Source organism: Cupriavidus sp. DF5525 (assembly GCF_040149425.2).
Taxonomy (GTDB): domain Bacteria; phylum Pseudomonadota; class Gammaproteobacteria; order Burkholderiales; family Burkholderiaceae; genus Cupriavidus; species Cupriavidus pickettii_A.
In genome coordinates this window covers 597,160-613,238 of the sequence record NZ_CP168265.1, presented here as the reverse complement: position 1 = coordinate 613,238, position 16,079 = coordinate 597,160, and the positions used below count along the sequence as shown (strand labels likewise).

Annotated in this window: 17 protein-coding genes; 8 read left to right on the top strand and 9 right to left on the bottom strand. The window is 67.5% G+C overall.

The features are described from left to right. Positions 1-10: 10 nt before the first annotated feature. On the bottom strand, positions 11-823 hold the full coding sequence (locus ABNX08_RS02980; RefSeq protein ID WP_349605590.1) for a helix-turn-helix domain-containing protein: 813 nt from the start codon (positions 821-823) through the stop codon (positions 11-13). A gap of 152 nt (positions 824-975) precedes the next feature. Here ABNX08_RS02980 and ABNX08_RS02975 point away from each other — a divergent pair, with 152 nt between their 5' ends. Then, a complete protein-coding gene (locus ABNX08_RS02975; protein ID WP_349605588.1) occupies positions 976-1,755 on the top strand; it encodes a class I SAM-dependent methyltransferase in 780 nt (259 codons plus the stop codon). Positions 1,756-1,771: 16 nt separating this feature from the next. Here the strand turns inward: ABNX08_RS02975 and ABNX08_RS02970 are convergent, their stop codons facing one another. Next, on the bottom strand, positions 1,772-2,689 hold the full coding sequence (locus ABNX08_RS02970; RefSeq protein ID WP_022533685.1) for a LysR family transcriptional regulator: 918 nt from the start codon (positions 2,687-2,689) through the stop codon (positions 1,772-1,774). Positions 2,690-2,782: 93 nt separating this feature from the next. Here ABNX08_RS02970 and ABNX08_RS02965 point away from each other — a divergent pair, with 93 nt between their 5' ends. Further along, entirely contained in the window at positions 2,783-3,808 is a 1,026-nt protein-coding gene (locus ABNX08_RS02965) for a bile acid:sodium symporter family protein (protein WP_349605586.1), read from the top strand. Between the two features lie 60 nt (positions 3,809-3,868). Here the strand turns inward: ABNX08_RS02965 and ABNX08_RS02960 are convergent, their stop codons facing one another. Further along, complete coding sequence (locus ABNX08_RS02960) at positions 3,869-5,365, bottom strand: N-acetylmuramoyl-L-alanine amidase (protein ID WP_022533683.1); 1,497 nt, start codon at positions 5,363-5,365, stop codon at positions 3,869-3,871. Continuing rightward, positions 5,359-5,883, bottom strand: a complete 525-nt coding sequence (tsaE, locus tag ABNX08_RS02955; protein WP_349605585.1) for a tRNA (adenosine(37)-N6)-threonylcarbamoyltransferase complex ATPase subunit type 1 TsaE — start codon at positions 5,881-5,883, stop codon at positions 5,359-5,361. Before tsaE ends, ABNX08_RS02960 begins: the two co-directional genes overlap by 7 nt. Before the next feature lie 16 nt (positions 5,884-5,899). On the opposite strand from tsaE, the gene queG reads away from it, so the two are divergent. Further along, on the top strand, positions 5,900-7,168 hold the full coding sequence (gene queG / locus ABNX08_RS02950) for a tRNA epoxyqueuosine(34) reductase QueG (protein WP_374063644.1): 1,269 nt from the start codon (positions 5,900-5,902) through the stop codon (positions 7,166-7,168). Here queG and ABNX08_RS02945 read toward each other — a convergent pair. After that, positions 7,165-8,058 (bottom strand): AEC family transporter, encoded by an 894-nt coding sequence (locus ABNX08_RS02945; protein ID WP_022533680.1) that lies wholly within the window; start codon positions 8,056-8,058, stop codon positions 7,165-7,167. The genes queG and ABNX08_RS02945 overlap by 4 nt on opposite strands. Positions 8,059-8,356: 298 nt before the next feature. Between ABNX08_RS02945 and ABNX08_RS02940 the strand changes: the two genes are divergently transcribed. From ABNX08_RS02940 to ABNX08_RS02920, 5 genes are all read left to right on the top strand, one after another. Further along, the gene (locus tag ABNX08_RS02940) at positions 8,357-8,947 is read left to right on the top strand and encodes a chalcone isomerase family protein (protein WP_022533679.1); all 591 of its coding nucleotides are present in this window, start codon (positions 8,357-8,359) and stop codon (positions 8,945-8,947) included. Between the two features lie 138 nt (positions 8,948-9,085). Further along, the gene (locus tag ABNX08_RS02935) at positions 9,086-10,054 is read left to right on the top strand and encodes a tripartite tricarboxylate transporter substrate binding protein BugE (protein ID WP_349605583.1); all 969 of its coding nucleotides are present in this window, start codon (positions 9,086-9,088) and stop codon (positions 10,052-10,054) included. A 106-nt stretch (positions 10,055-10,160) separates the two neighbouring features. Beyond that, complete coding sequence (locus tag ABNX08_RS02930; RefSeq protein WP_041680945.1) at positions 10,161-10,640, top strand: methylated-DNA--[protein]-cysteine S-methyltransferase; 480 nt, start codon at positions 10,161-10,163, stop codon at positions 10,638-10,640. Continuing rightward, positions 10,637-11,578, top strand: a complete 942-nt coding sequence (gene xerD / locus ABNX08_RS02925; RefSeq protein ID WP_022533676.1) for a site-specific tyrosine recombinase XerD — start codon at positions 10,637-10,639, stop codon at positions 11,576-11,578. The genes ABNX08_RS02930 and xerD overlap by 4 nt, the downstream gene beginning before the upstream one ends. A 14-nt stretch (positions 11,579-11,592) precedes the next feature. Continuing rightward, positions 11,593-12,084: an aminoacyl-tRNA deacylase gene (locus tag ABNX08_RS02920; protein ID WP_349605582.1), complete on the top strand. Its 492-nt coding sequence runs from the start codon at positions 11,593-11,595 to the stop codon at positions 12,082-12,084. 20 nt (positions 12,085-12,104) lie between these two features. On the opposite strand, the gene ABNX08_RS02915 is transcribed toward ABNX08_RS02920, so the two are convergent. The 4 genes from ABNX08_RS02915 to ABNX08_RS02900 are packed head-to-tail and all read right to left on the bottom strand — an operon-like array spanning position 12,105 to position 15,935. After that, positions 12,105-12,200, bottom strand: a complete 96-nt coding sequence (locus ABNX08_RS02915; RefSeq protein WP_367576161.1) for a YadA-like family protein — start codon at positions 12,198-12,200, stop codon at positions 12,105-12,107. Positions 12,201-12,222: 22 nt separating this feature from the next. Then, positions 12,223-13,764 (bottom strand): RNA-guided endonuclease TnpB family protein, encoded by a 1,542-nt coding sequence (locus ABNX08_RS02910; RefSeq protein WP_022533674.1) that lies wholly within the window; start codon positions 13,762-13,764, stop codon positions 12,223-12,225. After that, positions 13,745-14,386 carry an IS607 family transposase gene (locus ABNX08_RS02905; protein ID WP_041680944.1) on the bottom strand — a complete coding sequence of 214 codons (642 nt, stop codon included), beginning with the start codon at positions 14,384-14,386 and terminating at the stop codon, positions 13,745-13,747. Before ABNX08_RS02905 ends, ABNX08_RS02910 begins: the two co-directional genes overlap by 20 nt. A gap of 31 nt (positions 14,387-14,417) precedes the next feature. Continuing rightward, complete coding sequence (locus ABNX08_RS02900; protein WP_349605581.1) at positions 14,418-15,935, bottom strand: hypothetical protein; 1,518 nt, start codon at positions 15,933-15,935, stop codon at positions 14,418-14,420. Positions 15,936-16,079: the final 144 nt, after the last annotated feature.

Below are 16,079 nucleotides of genomic sequence, written 5' to 3'. Positions count from 1 at the left end.
CGCTGCCCGCTCAGCCGGGCAGCAGCATCACCAGCATCAGGCCCGGCGCCGCCGCCGGCACCAGCGTCAACTGCTCGAACTGCAGCGCGCCCAGCACCGGATGGCGAAAGCCGCGACGGCCGCCCTCGCGGTCTTCCACGTCCTGCGACAGCCAGGCATCGCGGAAGGCCGCGCTCTCTTCCATCAGTCCATCGATCAATGCGCGCGTCGGCGCCTCGTCGGCGTGACGGATGCTGTGCGCGCGGAATTCGGCCACCAGGCGCGCGGCGCGGTGGGGCCAGTCTTCCACCAGCACCTGCAGCGCCGGCGACAGGAACATGGCGCGCAGCAGGTTGCGCTCGTTGCCGGCGGCGTCGAGCCAGCCGGTGAACAGGCGCGCGGCGGCGTCGTTCCAGGCCAGCGCGGTCCATTGGCGGTCGAGCAGGTAGGATGGCCCCGCCACCGCGTGCACGCTGGCCAGGACCGTGGGCGGCACGGTCTCGTCGGCGGCCTGCTGTGGATCGCGCCTGCCGGCCAGTTCGAACAGGTAGGCGCGCTCGGCCCGCGACAGGCGCAGCGCCGCGGCCAGGCTGGCCAGCGCGCGGGCCGACAGCGAGACCGGCCGGCCCTGCTCCAGCCAGGTCACCCAGGTCGTGCTCAAGCCCGCCAGCTGCGCCACCTCCTCGCGGCGCAGCCCTGGCGTGCGGCGGCGGCGTCCGGGTGCGAGGCCGACGTCGGCCGGCACCAGCCGTTCGCGGTGCGCGCGCAGGAAGGCGCCGAGCACGGCTTCGCGCGAAGATGGCGATGCGGGCAAGGAATCGGAGAGATCGGCAGACAGAGGCATGGCAGGCTGGTGGCGGTTATACCAGGATAAATCGCTGACTTGTACCGGGAAAACAGCCCGCCTACAGTAGGCCGAACCCGCCTCGCGGGCAAGTCCCCACCCTTCAACCTCCCGACAAGAAGGCCTGACTTCCGGCCCAAGGAGCCAGCACCATGCAACAACAGCAACTCGTTGCCGCCCAGTTCGGCGCCACCGCCAGCGCCTACCTCACCAGCGCCGTCCATGCCCAGGGCGCGGACCTGCAGCAGCTGAAGGATGAACTGGCGGCACTGATCCCCGAGGCCAAACGCCCACGCAGCCGGGTGCTGGACCTGGGCTGTGGCGCCGGCCACGCCAGCTTTGCCGCGGCAGCGGTCGTGGGCGAAGTGACGGCTTACGATCTGTCGGCCGAGATGCTGGCCGTGGTCGACGCCGCGGCGCAAGCGCGCGGGCTGGCCAATGTGCGCACGCGCCAGGGCGCGGCGGAGCAGTTGCCGTTCGAGGATGCCAGCTTCTGCGCGGTGGTTTCGCGCATGAGCGCGCACCACTGGCGCGACGTGCCGGCGGCGCTGGCCGAGATCCGCCGCGTGCTGCGGCCGGGCGGCAAGGTGATACTGATCGATATCGCCGGTGCGCCAGACCCGTTGCGCGATACCTGGCTGCAGTCGGTCGAGTTGCTGCGCGATCCCTCGCACGTGCGCGACTACACGCCGGCTGGCTGGCACGCGATGTTCGAGGCGGCGGGCTTTGCTGCCGAGGGCATCAACGTGTCCGATATCTGGCGCATCGGCATCGAGTTCGACAGCTGGGTCAAGCGCATGCGCACCCCGCCGGTGGCGATCGAGGCGATCCGCCACCTGTGGCAGGTCGCGCCCGCCGAAGTGCGCGAGCACTATCGCGTACAGGCAGACGGCAGCTTCGAACTGGAAGCGGTGATGGTCACCGCGCGCTGAGGTTGATGGGGCCAGGTCAGGCCGCGGCGCCCATCGCGGGCGCCTCGGCGCGCACGGTCAGGCGCCGCACCAGCTCCCACACCGCCGCCGCGGCGGGCGACAGCGAACGATCCTCGCGCCGGACCATGACGATGCTGCGCTCCTCGCGCGGCACCAGCGGGCGCCACACCAGCGGCGACGCCGCCGGCAGCGGCAGCGCGAACGACGGCAGCACCGAGGCGCCGATGCCGGCCTCGACCATGCCGAACACGCTGGCCGAGTGGCCCAACTCCTGCACCACCTGCGGCACCACGCCGTGCCGTCCGAACACGCGGTCGATCAGCGGCCGGCTGCCGGACGCAAAGTCCAGCAGCACCAGTCGCATGCCGTCCAGGGCCGACCAGGGCACCGAGGCCGACTGCGCCAGCGGATGGTCGCGCCGGCAGACAAAGCAGAACGGGTCGGTCGCCACCGGTTCGACCACCAGCCCGTCGCGCACCAGCGGATCGATCACCACGCCGAAGTCCACCGCACCCGCGCGCACCTGTTCCAGGCCGTCGGCCTGCACGTTGTCGCGCACGGTCAGGCGGATTTCCGGGTATTGGGCGGCACAGGCGGCGACGTACATCGGCATCAGCCGGGCGGAGATGGTCGGCGCGCCGGCGATCACCACGCGGCCGCTATAGCGTTCTCCCAGCTGCCGCGTTTCTTCGAGCGTGTCGTCCAGCTGCCCCAGCAGCCGCTCCAGCGCGGGCGCCAGCGCGTGGCCGGCTTCGGTCAGCACCACTTCGCGCGTGGTCCGGTCCAGCAGGCGTACGCCAAGTGATTCCTCAAGCTCTGCGACGCCCCGACTCACCGCAGGCTGGGTCAGGCCGACTGTGTCGGCGGCCCGGCTGAACCCGCCGGTATTCGCCACTGCCAGGAAGACGCGCAACTGGCGCAGTGTGTAATTCATGCAACGGCCGGATAAATAGATTCTATAAATGAATTTGCATTCTAGACCCGGCTGGCGTCCAATACTAGGCAAAACCCTAACCCACCAGCAGTCATGTCTCGCATTGTCCGCAATCTCAAGAAACTCTTTGACCTGATCGACGGCTTCGTCCTCATCATGCTGACCGCCATCGCCATCGCGCTGGCGGCCCCTGAACTCGGCGCCGGCGACGGGCCGCTGCACCTGGGCGTGGTCACCAGCGTGGGCGTGGCGCTGGTCTTCTTCCTGCACGGCGCGGCGCTGTCGCGCGACAAGCTGGTGGCGGGCGCCAAGCACTGGCGCCTGCATGTGTTCGTGCAGGCCTTCACCTACGTGGTCTTCCCGATCGTCGGCGTGCTGCTGATGCTGTCGCTGCGCAACCAGCTGCCGGCCGACCTGCTGCTGGGCGTGTTCTTCCTGTGCGCGCTGCCGTCGACGGTGTCGTCGTCGGTGGCGATGACCTCGATGGCGCGCGGCAATGTGTCGGGCGCGATCTTCAACGCCACCATCTCGGGCCTGATCGGCATGCTGGTCACGCCGCTGCTGATGGGCCTGGTGATCAGCGCCAGCGGCGCGTCGATGCCGCTGGGCAAGGCGCTTACCGGCGTGGCGCTGCAGCTGCTGCTGCCGTTCGCGCTGGGCCAGCTGCTGCGTCCGCTGATCGGCAACTGGCTGGCGAAGAAGAAGCACATCACCACCAAGATCGACCGCGGCGTGATCGTGCTGATCGTCTATTCCTCGTTCTGCGACGCCACCGCGGAAGGCCTGTGGCACCAGTACCAGTGGCAGACCATCGGCGCGGTGATGCTGATCGCCGCGATCCTGCTGTTCGTGGTGCTGGGCATCACCACCCTCACCGCGCGCCGGCTCGGGTTCTCGGTCGAGGACGAGATCACCGCGGTGTTCTGCGGCTCCAAGAAGAGCCTGGCCAACGGCATCCCGATGGCCAAGATCCTGTTCGCCGGGCATCCCGCGCTGGGGCTGCTGGTGCTGCCGCTGATGGTCTACCACCAGTTGCAGCTGATCGTGTGTTCGGTGATGGCGTCGCGCTATGCCAACCGCGATGCGTTGCTGGAGGATCGCGCCGCGGCGCGGGCCTGAACCGCGCGGCGATAAAAAACCCGGGGCGTGCCCCGGGTTTTTTTCATGCGTTGCCGGCGCTCAGACCGACGGATTCTTCGACAGCGGCGGGTTGCGCGCAAAATACGCCCGGATTCCCTTCAGGATCGCGTTGGCCAGCTGCTCCTGGTGCGCGTTGTCGTTGAGCTTGCGCTCCTCTTCCGGGTTGCTGATGAAGGCGGTCTCGATCAGGATCGACGGGATGTCCGGCGCCTTCAGCACGGCAAACCCCGCCTGCTCGACGCTGCCCTTGTGCAGCTTGTTGATGCCGCCGATCTCGCCCAGCACAGCCTTGCCGACCTGCAGGCTGTCATTGATCTGCGCGGTCGTGGACAGGTCCAGCAGCACGCGCGCGACCTGCGCATCCTTGTTGCCCATATTGGCGCCGCCGATCAGGTCGGAGGCGTTTTCCTTGTTGGCCAGCCAGCGCGCCGCGGTACTCGACGCGCCGCGCTCGGACAGCGCGAACACCGACGCGCCCTTCGCCTCCGGCGACAGGAAGGCATCGGCGTGGATCGACACGAACAGGTCGGCCTGCACCCGCCGCGCCTTCTGCACGCGCACGTTCAGCGGCACGAAGAAGTCGGCGTCGCGCGTCATCATCGCGCGCATATTGGGCTGGGCATCGATCTTGGCGCGCAGCCGGTGCGCGATCTGCAGCACCACGTCCTTCTCGCGCGAGCCCGCCGCGCCGATCGCGCCCGGGTCTTCGCCGCCGTGGCCGGGATCGATCGCCACGGTCAGCAGCCGGCGCATCTTGAACGGGCGCTCGGCGGTAGGATTGTCGCGCGCCACAGGGGGCACCACGGGGGCGCTGGGCGTGGGCACCACGGGTGCGGACGGCTTGGGCCGGGCCGCGACCACCGGCGGTGGCGCGGTGGTCGGGGGCACCTCGCCCTTCTCGTCGAACCTGCGCACCAGGGCGCCGATCGCGTCTTCCTCGGCACCGGCCGGCGCGCCGGCCACGCCTTCGGCGCCCGGCTCGGGATCGGTGGTGGCGAAGCGGCGCTGCTTTTCCTCGGTCTCGCGCACCAGCTTCCACAGCGGGTCGGGCGGGTTGACCGGATACAGGTCGAACACCAGCCGGTTGCGGTAGCTGCCGATCGGCAACAGCGTGAACACCTGCGGCGCCACGTTTTCCTTCAGGTCGAACACCATGCGGACCACGCGTGGGCGGTTCTGGCCAACGCGCACGGTCTGGATATAGGGGTCATTGGGGGTGATCTTGGCGACCAGCTCGCGCAGCGTGGGCGACAGGTCCAGGCCGTCAATGTCCACCACCAGCCGGTCGGGGTCGCGGATGATCTGGTGGACCGCGGCCAGCGGCGCATCGGACTCGATGGTGACGCGCGTGTATTCCTCGGCGGGCCAGACGCGCACCGCGACAATGCCCGCGCCGAACACGATCTGTGGGCCGGCGAGGGTCAGTACCGCCGTGCCGGCGCCCAGCTTCAGTGCTTGCGCCATCCATTTGCGGCGCGCCTGCAGCAGTCCGTCGGGTCCATCAGGGCGGTCGGTGGCAAGTCGCTTGATCAGCATGCGTTCAGCAGGGTAAGTCCAGTGTGAGTATAGGCGCGCATGGCGGCGATACGGCGCTCGCCGGTATCGCTTTCCATGTCATCCGGCCCGGCCATGTCCGATTGGAGCAACACATGCAGGTCCGGTTCCCCGAGCAGCCTGCCGGCCTTCTCGGGCCATTCGACCAGGTTGAAGGCCGGTTCGGCAAAGCAGTCGCGAAACCCCGCGTCGATCCACTCCTCCGGGTCGGCAAAGCGGTACAGGTCGAAGTGGTAGACGGTCAGCGGCGAGCCGTCGGCGCGGGCGACCTCATAGGGCTCGCACAGCGTATAGGTGGGGCTGCGGACCTTGCCCGCATGGCCCAGCGCGCGCAGGATGGCGCGCGACAGCGTGGTCTTGCCGGCGCCCAGGTCGCCGGACAGCTGCACATGTACCGTGCGTGGCGGCATGGCCTGCACGGCGGAGGCCAGCGCGGCGCCCAGGCGCGCGGTGGCGGCTTCGTCGGGCAACGTCAGGGTGCGTTCTTGGAGCAAGGGCATTGCGTACAATTCAGGGATGATCGACCCAGCAGTCAAGCCGCCGGCCAGCGCGCCAGGCGCGCCCAGTGTGCCCACGGACGTGCCCCCAGGCGTGCCCACAAGCGCCCCCACCTCCAGCCACGCCGGCCAGCCGGCCGCGGGCCCGGGGGAGCTGGCGGCGCTCGCGGCATCGATCCGCGCATGGGGCGCTGCGCTGGGTTTTGCGTCGGTGCGCATTGCCGATGTCGATCTGAGCCATGCCGAGCCGGGGCTGATGGCTTGGCTCGAGCAGGGTTACCACGGCGACATGGATTATATGGCGAACCACGGCCTGCGGCGCGCCCGTCCGGCCGAACTGGTGCCCGGGACGGTGCGCGCCATCGTGGCGCGCATGCCGTACGTTCCCGCCGCCGGGGCGGCGGCGGATGCCGGCGACTGGCGCCGCCATGAACTGGCCCGGCTGGACGATCCGGCCACCGCGGTGGTGTCGCTGTACGCGCGCGGCCGCGATTATCACAAGGTGCTGCGCAGCCGTCTCCAGCAACTGGCCAGCCGGATCGAGGCCGAAATCGGAAAGTTCGGCTACCGCGTCTTTACCGATTCCGCGCCGGTGATGGAAGTGGCGCTGGCCAGCCAGGGCGGACTCGGCTGGCGCGGCAAGCATACGCTGCTGCTGGACCGCGACGGCGGCTCGATGTTCTTCCTCGGCGAGATCCTGGTCGACATCCCGCTGCCCGCCGATCCGCCCGAATCCAACCACTGCGGCAACTGCCACCGCTGTCTCGATATCTGCCCCACGCGCGCCATCGTGGCGCCCTATCGGCTGGATGCGCGCCGCTGCATTTCCTACCTGACCATCGAGCACAAGGGGCCAATCCCGGTCGAGTTCCGTGCGCCGATGGGCAACCGCGTCTACGGCTGCGACGACTGCCAGCTCGCCTGCCCCTGGAACAAGTTCGCGCACGTGGCCACGGTGCCGGACTTCGACGTGCGCAACGGGCTGGATGCGCCCGATATGGTCGGCCTGTTCGAATGGACCGAGGAAGCATTCAACCAGCGGCTGGAAGGCAGCCCGATCCGGCGCATCGGCCATGAGCGCTGGCTGCGCAACCTGGCGGTCGGGCTGGGCAACAGCCTGCGCGCGGCGGTTTCCGGCACGCGCCCGGAGGATGCCGCATTGGCCGCGCGCATCCGCACGGCGCTGCTGGCGCAGCGCGAAACCGCTACGCCGCTGGTGCGCGAGCATATTGACTGGGCGCTGGCGCAGGGCCAGCCGCCGCCGGCAGCGGCAAACAATGGTGGCTAGCTGACCAGCGCCAGCCACAGCGGCGTGGTCACGATCGCCGCCACCGTCATCACCGAGATCGTCGCCGCCACCATCGGCCCGTTGCCGCCCATGCGCACCGCCAGGATATAGGCGCTCGACGCCGTTGGCAGCGAAGCGTACAGCACCACGATCTGGTACTGCAGGGTGGTCAGCGGCAGGTGGCGCCCCACCAGCCACGCCACACACGGCATCGCCAGCAGCTTGACGCCGGTCCACCAGGCCACCGGCCCGACCGTGCCCGTGGCGCCGCTCATCTGCAGGCCCGCGCCCACCGTCATCAGCCCCAGCGCGGTGGAGGCCGAGCCCAGCCGGTTCAGCGTCATCGCCAAGACCTCGGGCGCGTGCAGCCCCATCAGGTTGGTCAGCAGGCCACCCGCGGTGGCCAGGATCAGCGGGTTGCGCGCCAGCTCCTTCCACAGCGCGGTCTCGCCGTGGCGCGCCAGCGCCCACACCGCCGCGACGTTACACAGCGGCACGGTACAGCCGACGATCACCGCCATCATGGCCAGCCCCTCGGTGCCGCCCAGGCGCGAGGCCAGCGCCAGCCCGATATAGGAGTTGAAGCGGAACGCAGTCTGCACGCCGGAGGCAAAGCTTATCGCGTCGGGCCGCAACACCCATTTGACGGCGTAGCCGCCGGCCATGCCGCAGGCCAGCACCAGCAGCGCCAGCCCGAGCATGGCCGAGGTCGACGAGAAATCGAACACCGCGCTGTTGGTCGACTGCAGCAGCAGCGCCGGGAACAGCACGAAGTACACCAGCCGTTCCACGCCGGACCAGAAGGCGCGATCGAAAGGGGAATAGCGCACCAGCAGCCAGCCGATCAGAATCAGGCTGAAATCCGGCACCAGCAGCAGGGCAGGAGACATTGTCGTTGTTGTAGTGAGGATGGCAGCATGGCGCGGCATCCGCCCACGCCGCCCTGAGGTGCCCTATGGTGCCATCCGGCCGCCGCCATCCTGTAGCGAGAGCGAGGCTGGGGAAGATAAAGGCGAAAAAACCGTAATGTGCGGACTAGGGCAGATACGGATAGGTATTTTTCCAGATTTGCGCCAGCATGGCATGCCTAGTTGTACGTCCGCCGCCATGTTGTCCCGCACCCGTTCCGCGCCGCCGCGCCCGGACACCCACCTCCGCTCCCGTTCCCGCCCTGGCTTGCCGCACGGTATGCGCCTGCACCTGGCTGCCCTGCTGGTCGCACTGTGCGCCACCACCGCGGCGGGCGCCGTGCCGTCGCCGGCGCGCGCGGTGGAGGTCGAGGGCATGCGCTTTGACGATGCCGCGCGAGTGGGCGGCAAGGAACTACTGCTCAACGGCACCGCGCTGCGCGCCGGCTTCCTCGCCAAAGGCTACGTGGCCGCGTTGTACCTGCAGGAAAAGGCCCGCAACGCGACCGTGGTATTGGGCACCTCCGGGGCCAAGCGGCTACAGTTGCGCATGCTGCGCGAGACCGAGCCGCCGGCGATCGTGCGTTCGCTGCGCCAGGGCATCAGCGACAACCACAGCGAAACGCAGGTACAGGGGCTCGCCGCGCGGCTGGCACAGTTCGAGCGCACGCTGGTAGAGCTCGGCACCGCGCACAAGGGCGACGTGATCAACCTCGATTTTTCACCGCAGACGGGTACCGTGATCGCCATCAACGGCACGCCGCGCGGCCGTCCGATCCCGGGCGAAGACTTCTACCAGGCCGTGCTGCGGGTGTTCCTGGGCGAGCGGCCGGTCGATCCGGACGTCAAGCGCGGGCTGCTGGGCGGCTGATAAGCGGGCGGCTGACCCGGGCGCGGCGCCCCCCTTTCGATTACGCTGCCGACGCACTGCCCCACCTGTGGCACTGCGACGGTTTTTTTGCTTCCGGGCGGCACCCTGCCCGGATTTCCTGACGGGAGACATGATCTCATGCAAGCTGGCAAACTCGCACTGACCCTGGCCCTGGCGGCCGCCGCTGGCGCGGCGCACGCGCAGAGCTACCCCACCAAGCCCATCCGCCTGATCATTCCGTTCGCACCCGGCGGCACCACCGACATCGTCGGCCGCGGCGCGGCGGACCAGATGAGCCGCATCCTGGGCCAGCCGGTGGTGGTGGAAAACCGCGCCGGCGGGGGCGGTTCGATCGGTGCCGACGCGATTGCCAAGGCGGCGCCGGACGGCTACACCATCGGCATCTCGACGGTGTCGACCATGGCCGTGAACCCGGCCTGCAACCCCAAGCTGTCGTACGACCCGATCAAGGACTTCAAGCCCATCACCAACCTGGCCAACGTGGCCAACGTGATCGCGGTGAACCCGAACTTCCCGGCCAAGGACTACAAAGAGTTCCTGGCCGTGCTGAAGGCCAACCCGGGCAAGTACTCGTTCGCCTCGTCGGGCACCTGCGGCTTCGGCCATATGCTGGGCGAGCAGTTCAAGGTCTCGACCAAGACCTTCATGGTCCATATCCCCTACCGTGGCGCGGGCCCGGCGCTGAACGACGTGCTCGCCGGCCAGGTGCCGATCATGGTGGACAACCTGCCGTCATCGATGCCTTACATCAAGGCCGGCAAGCTGCGCCCGATCGTGGTGGCATGGAACAAGCGCCTGGAGTCGCTGCCGAACGTGCCGACCTTCGGCGAAATGGGCCTGAAGGAGCCGAACGACCCGGCCTGGTACGGCCTGGTGGCGCCTGCCGGCACGCCTGACGACGTCATCAAGAAGCTCAACGACGCCGCCGTCAAGGCGCTGCAGGACAAGGACTTCCAGCAGCGCCTGCGCACCGCCGGCGCCGAGCCGTCGGGCAATACGCCGGCGCAGCACGCGGCGGAGATCAAGAAGGAATTCGACAAGATGAAGAATCTTGTGAAGGTACAGAACATCAAGCTGGAGCAATGATCAGGCTGGTGTGATCTCACCGCAGAAGGGCCCGCCGCAAGGCGGCCCTTTTTTCTTGTCCGGCCAAAAAGCACTAAAATCCAGCATTCGCCCCAGCCCGACCACCATGCCCGCCACCTACGACGCCATCCTCCCTGCCCCGTTCGGCAAGATCGGCGTGCGCACGGACGGCGAACGCATCCGTGCGATCGTGTACCTGCCGGAGCACGTCGAGGCCCGCGCGCCCGCCGACGCACTGACACAACGGCTGGCGGTGCAGCTCGAGGCCTACTACGCCGATCCCGACGCCCGCTTCGACCTGCCGCTGGCCCCGGCCGGCAGTGACTTCCAGCAGCGCGTCTGGCAAGCCATTGCCGCGGTGCCGCGCGGCGCGGTGACCACCTACGGCACCATCGCCGACGCCATCGGCGCGATGCCGCGCGCGGTGGGCCAGGCCTGCGGGCAGAACCCTTTCCCGATCGTGATCCCCTGTCATCGCGTGGTATCCGCGCGCGGCATCGGCGGTTTCTCCCATCATGCCGAAGACGGCTTCTACCTCGACGTCAAACGCTGGCTGCTGCGCCATGAGGGCGCCATGCTGATATGAGCGGCGCCCACGCGATACAGCCAGACAGTACCGCCGCCCCCAGCGACGCCGACGTGGCGCTGGTCGGCCGCTTCTGCGACGCGCTGTGGCTGGAAGACGGCCTGTCGCGCAACACCATCGACGCCTACCGGCGCGACCTGACGCTGCTGGCGCGCTGGCTGCAGCATGAAGGCCGTGGCGAGCTGCTGGGCGTGGACGACAGCGTGCTGTCGGCCTACTTCAACGCGCGCCACACACAGACGCGCGCGTCATCGGCCAACCGGCGCCTGGCGGTGTTCCGCCGCTTCTACCAGTGGGCACTGCGCGAGCACATGATCGAGGCCGATCCCTGCCTGCTGTTGCGCCCGGCCAAGCAGCCGCCGCGCTACCCCAAGACGCTGACCGAGGCCCAGGTCGACGCGCTGCTCGAAGCGCCCGACACCGGCACGCCGCTGGGCCTGCGCGACCGCACCATGCTCGAATTGATGTACGCCAGCGGCCTGCGCGTGTCGGAGCTGACGCAGATGAAGACCATCGAGATCGGCCTGAACGAAGGCGTGGCCCGTGTGGTCGGCGGCAAGGGCGACAAGGAGCGGCTGGTGCCGTTCGGCCAGCAGGCCGGCGACTGGCTGCGCCGCTACCTGGCGAGCGCGCGCCCCGCGCTGCTCGCCGGGCGCGCCTGCGACGCCCTCTTCGTCACGCAACGCGGCGAAGGCATGACGCGGCAGGCGTTCTGGCACCTGATCAAGCGCCATGCGCGCGATGCCGGGGTGCATGCGCCACTGTCGCCGCATACGCTGCGGCACGCCTTTGCCACGCACCTGCTCAACCACGGCGCCGACCTGCGCGTGGTGCAGCTGCTGCTGGGCCACGCCGACATCTCCACCACCCAGATCTACACGCACGTCGCGCGCGAACGCCTGCGCGAGCTGCACCAGCAGCACCACCCGCGCGGCTGAGCGGCATCCAGGACATGAGCAAAAACAAGCACGTCTCCGAAACCCCGGCCACGCAATCCCTGCGCAAGCACGGCGTGGCCTTCGGCGAGCATCCCTATGAATACGTCGAGCATGGCGGCACCGGCGAATCGGCCCGCCAGCTCGGCGTACCCGAGCACGATGTCATCAAGACGCTGGTGATGGAAGACGAGCGCGCGCAGCCGCTGGTGGTGCTGATGCACGGCGACTGCTCGGTCTCGACCAAGAACCTGGCGCGCCAGATCGGCTGCAAGAGCGTGCAGCCGTGCAAACCCGAGGTGGCGCAGCGCCACAGCGGCTACATGGTGGGCGGCACCTCGCCGTTCGGCACGCGCAAGCGCATGCCGGTGTATGTGGAAGCGACCGTGCTGGAGCTGGAACGCATCTACATCAACGGCGGCCGGCGCGGCTACCTGGTCAGCCTGGACCCAAAGCTGCTGCCGGGGCTGGTCGATGCCAAACCCGTGCAATGCGCGCTGCCTGACTGAGCTGCCGCCCGGCCGGCGCGCTACCAGTGAAAGCCGGCCCCGACCCCGACGCCATACCTGCCGTGCGTAGCCGCGGTGGCGTTGGCCTTGTAGACCCAGTTACCGCTGTCTGACATGCGCGAAGCCGCTCTTCCAAATCTAAGCAAGCCTACGCATCGCTGATGGCGACGTCTTTGCAGATTTGGACGCGCGGTCACCAACCCGAGCGCGCGGTAACGCGCGCATTCGCTGCCGGTACTCCGGCAGGCGCATTGAATTCACATTGGCGCCCCCTCTCGGGACTCCCGTCCATCCTTGCGGATGGAATCGCCAATCACACCGCCCGATAATCTGAACGGGGCCCGAGCAGGGCAGATGGGAGCAGTCCACAGCGTCGCCGACTTGCGTCAGCAGCCGCCGCAGACCGTTTTGACAGGCATTCTCGTCGCGCAGGTGGCAGGTGCCGCAGCCCGGGCAATCCCACTCCCGAATTGCGGGCGCTATCCCGCCCTCGACAACGTGACCACACGCATGGCACGTTCGCGTGGTGCCGGTTTCATCCAGCACCAGCGCATGCTTTCTGGAGCGCGTCGCGACCCACGAGAGAATGTCCTTGAATGCACCGTGCATCGTTCTGTTTCTTACCGCACGGTTGTATTTGCGGCCCTTGCCGTGGTTGGTGTTCTCCGGCACGTAGTTGCCGATCCCAATCACGTCGTAGTGCCTGCAGAGCTGGTTCGCCAGCGAATACATGAAGTGCTTTTTCTGTTCTCGCACTTTGGTTTGCATTCGCTCCACAGCGTCGTCCAAACGCTTCCAGCGGCGACTGGGACGCCAATGCGTCGACACCGTGCCATCGCCGTGGACGGTATCTACCCACAGCGACTTTGCTATGCACCGGTCACGCAGACTCGTTAGCCGATCGAGAATGCGCTCCGACTCCTTCAACTTCTCAAGATTGGACAATTCGAAGGCGCGCCCCTCAGTATCCAGAGCGTAGCCAAAGTTCTTCAGGTTCGGATCGATGTAGACCACGCGCGTGCCGCGTTGCCTGGCCTTCTTCTGCCCCTTGAGCGTGAACACAGCGAAATAGCGGTCGCGGCCCTCGCGGACGATCCGGCAAGTGCGAGCGCTCGCGATCTCCTTGGGTGTCTTCTCCATCTTCAGGCGCAGCGACAGCCGCTGTCCTTGCGCGTTCGCGCCGAACGATAGGTTGAGCCAACCGAACTGGGAAACATTCCAGCCTTTGCCTGGCTCGTCGTATTCCAGGCTCATCCAGTGCTTGGCCCATGCCTTGTACTTGACCCAGCCCACGTCTGGGCCGCAGCGCTGTCCATTCTTCGACTTTCGATGCGAGGCAATGGCCTTGGCCATGCGCAGCGCGACATTCTTCAGCGGTGAAGAAAACACACAGCGCAAGAACGGATGACGCTCCTTGAGCGGCGGCACGAGGTTGCGAAGCCCGATCTCGGAATAGACCTCCGACAGGAGCTTCTTGGTTCGCGCCTCATCAAGATAGCCATAGCCGCCGACGATGGACAACTCCGCCATGCGCGTCTCGACTTCGTCCTTGAGTCGATTCCATAGCCAGTTGCAGATTTTGGATTGCCCGTCGAGCTTGCCCGCAGCATCAGCGTCCACCACCAGACGGACCTTCCTCGCGAACTGGATAGTGGTGGGATCAGCCCTCTTGAATGGCATCTGCAGCCTCTTTCAGGGCTTTCATGGCGTGACGATTCTTGTGGGAACGGCTGCCATAGAGGCGCGCCGAAAAGACGGTAATGATCTCAAGCACGTCGCAGGCAAGATCCTCCTCATACGTCGAATCGCCTTTGGCATTGATGATGACGACTTCCGTTCCGAATTGCTCGCACAGAGCAAAAACGAGCTCTGCACCAAATCGCAAGAGCCGGTCCTTGTGTGTGATGACAAGCCGATCAACGCCTCCGGCGCAGATACGTTTGAGCAGTTGCTTGAGGCCCTTCTTCTCATAGTTCATGCCGGAGCCGAGATCCCGGATGAGTTCGAAGGGCCATCCCTTCGCAGCGCAGAACGACTCCAGCACCTGGCACTGACGCTCCAGATCGGCCTTCTGGTCGTGGCTGGAAACGCGCGCATAGGCGAGCGTAGTACGCCCGCGCTCTGCTTCCTCGACCTTCTTGCCGGCCAACTCCATTAGAGCGGTCAAATTATAGCGACGATGACCACCCGGAGTCCGATCGGCGGAGATCTTCCCGTCGGACTCCCATCGGCGAAGCGTGCCAGGGTGGATGCCCAGCATCGCGCACGCCTCCTTCATCGTAACTTTAGCAAGTATGCTCATGAGTGATAATAATTGCACACCTATAAGCAGTTTACAAGGGGCTGCTCACTTGCCCCAACGCCATCGCGGACTGTCCGCCATAGGTACTGCCCGCCATGGCGAGCATGCCCCGGCCCGGCAGCACCGCCTGCGGCAGGCTGGCCATCGCCATGGCCGACGCGATGCCGGCGTAGCTGTCGCGGCGCACATCGGCGACCTGGCGGTCGGCATAGGTGTTGGCCGCGTTGATCGTATCGGCCTGCGCCGACTGCAGCTGCGACACATTGACCGCATCCGTCGGCGCCGTGCCGGCTGCCACGTTGGTGATCTGGCGTTCGTTGCCGGCCGCGCCCACCGATACGGTGTTCTCGCGGGTGGCGACAGAGTCGGCCCCCAGCGCCACGCTGCCAGCGGCCGTGGCGGAAGCGCCCGCGCCCAGCGCGACCGCGCCCGCGGCGTTGGCGCTGGCACCGTTGCCGACGGCGACGCTGCGGTCTGCAGCGGCCACCGCATTCGCGCCTGCCGCCACGCCGTGCGTGCCCGGCGCGGCGTGGGCCGCATCGGCGCTGGTCTGGCTGCCATCCGCACGGAAATACAGGGCATCGACGCCCTGGGCGGTGCTTACGTTGGTGATCTGCTGTTCCAGCGCGCTGATCTGGCTGTTGAACTGTGCATAGATATCGGCGACCGGGGTGATTGTGCTCAACGCCGACTGCAGCTGGCTCACATTGACCGCATCGGTGAGCGCGGCGCCTGCCGCGACATTGGTCAGCCGGCGTTCCGCGCCGGGCGCGCCGACCGACACCTGGCCCACCGGCACCAGGCCGGCGAGCGCAAAGCCGGGGTTGGGGTTGAACGCCGTGGCATTGGTCATCGGCGTGGCCACGGAATACGCGCCCAGCGCCACGCTGTTGACAGCGTCGGCCCTTGCGCTGAAGCCGACCGCCACCGCATCCTTCGCCGTCGCCCCCGACTGGTTGCCAAGGGAGACCGCTTCTTCCGCCGCGACGGTCTGCCGGCCGATAGCGATGCTATGCGTGGCCGTCGCATCCGCCTCGATGCCAAGCGCCAGCCCGAACTGGCCCGCGCGCGAACCGCTACCGAAAGCCGTGGCCCAGGAATTGGTGTCATAGGTGTTCGAACCGATGATCAGCGAATTGTTGTAGTTGGCCTGCGCACCGCTGCCGATGGCTACGGCATCCATGGCTGCCGTGGTGTTGCCGCCCAGGGCGAGGCCGCGCTGGCCGATCGCCCAGGCGTCGTAGCCGATGGCTACGGTGGCCTCATCGGTAGACCTGCTGTCTACGCCGATGGCGATGCTCGGCTCGCTGGTGGCGTTGGTCGAACTCGCGCCGGTGCCGATGGCGATATTGGTGTTGTTGCCGCTGACGGTGCCGCCATCCACGGCGCCGGCCACTGCGTAGCCGGAGGCGAGCAAGGTGGTGGCGGCAGACAGGGCCAGCGTGCGCCGGCCGAACCGGGCATTGATGGACAGTAGCGGAATGGGCCGCGCGGCCAGGGCGCGACATGCCGGGGACCGACTGGCAAGCCGGCGTAAGGCGTGATTCATGCTGGGGATTTCTGGGAACAATCAGGAAAAGGAACCGGCACCGATGCGAGACTTCGCACAGGGCACACGGGCCATACAGCGGCGCACATGATGAAACGGCCGCCAATAGCCGGGATGCGGAAATATCAGATGCTATGGTTTGAA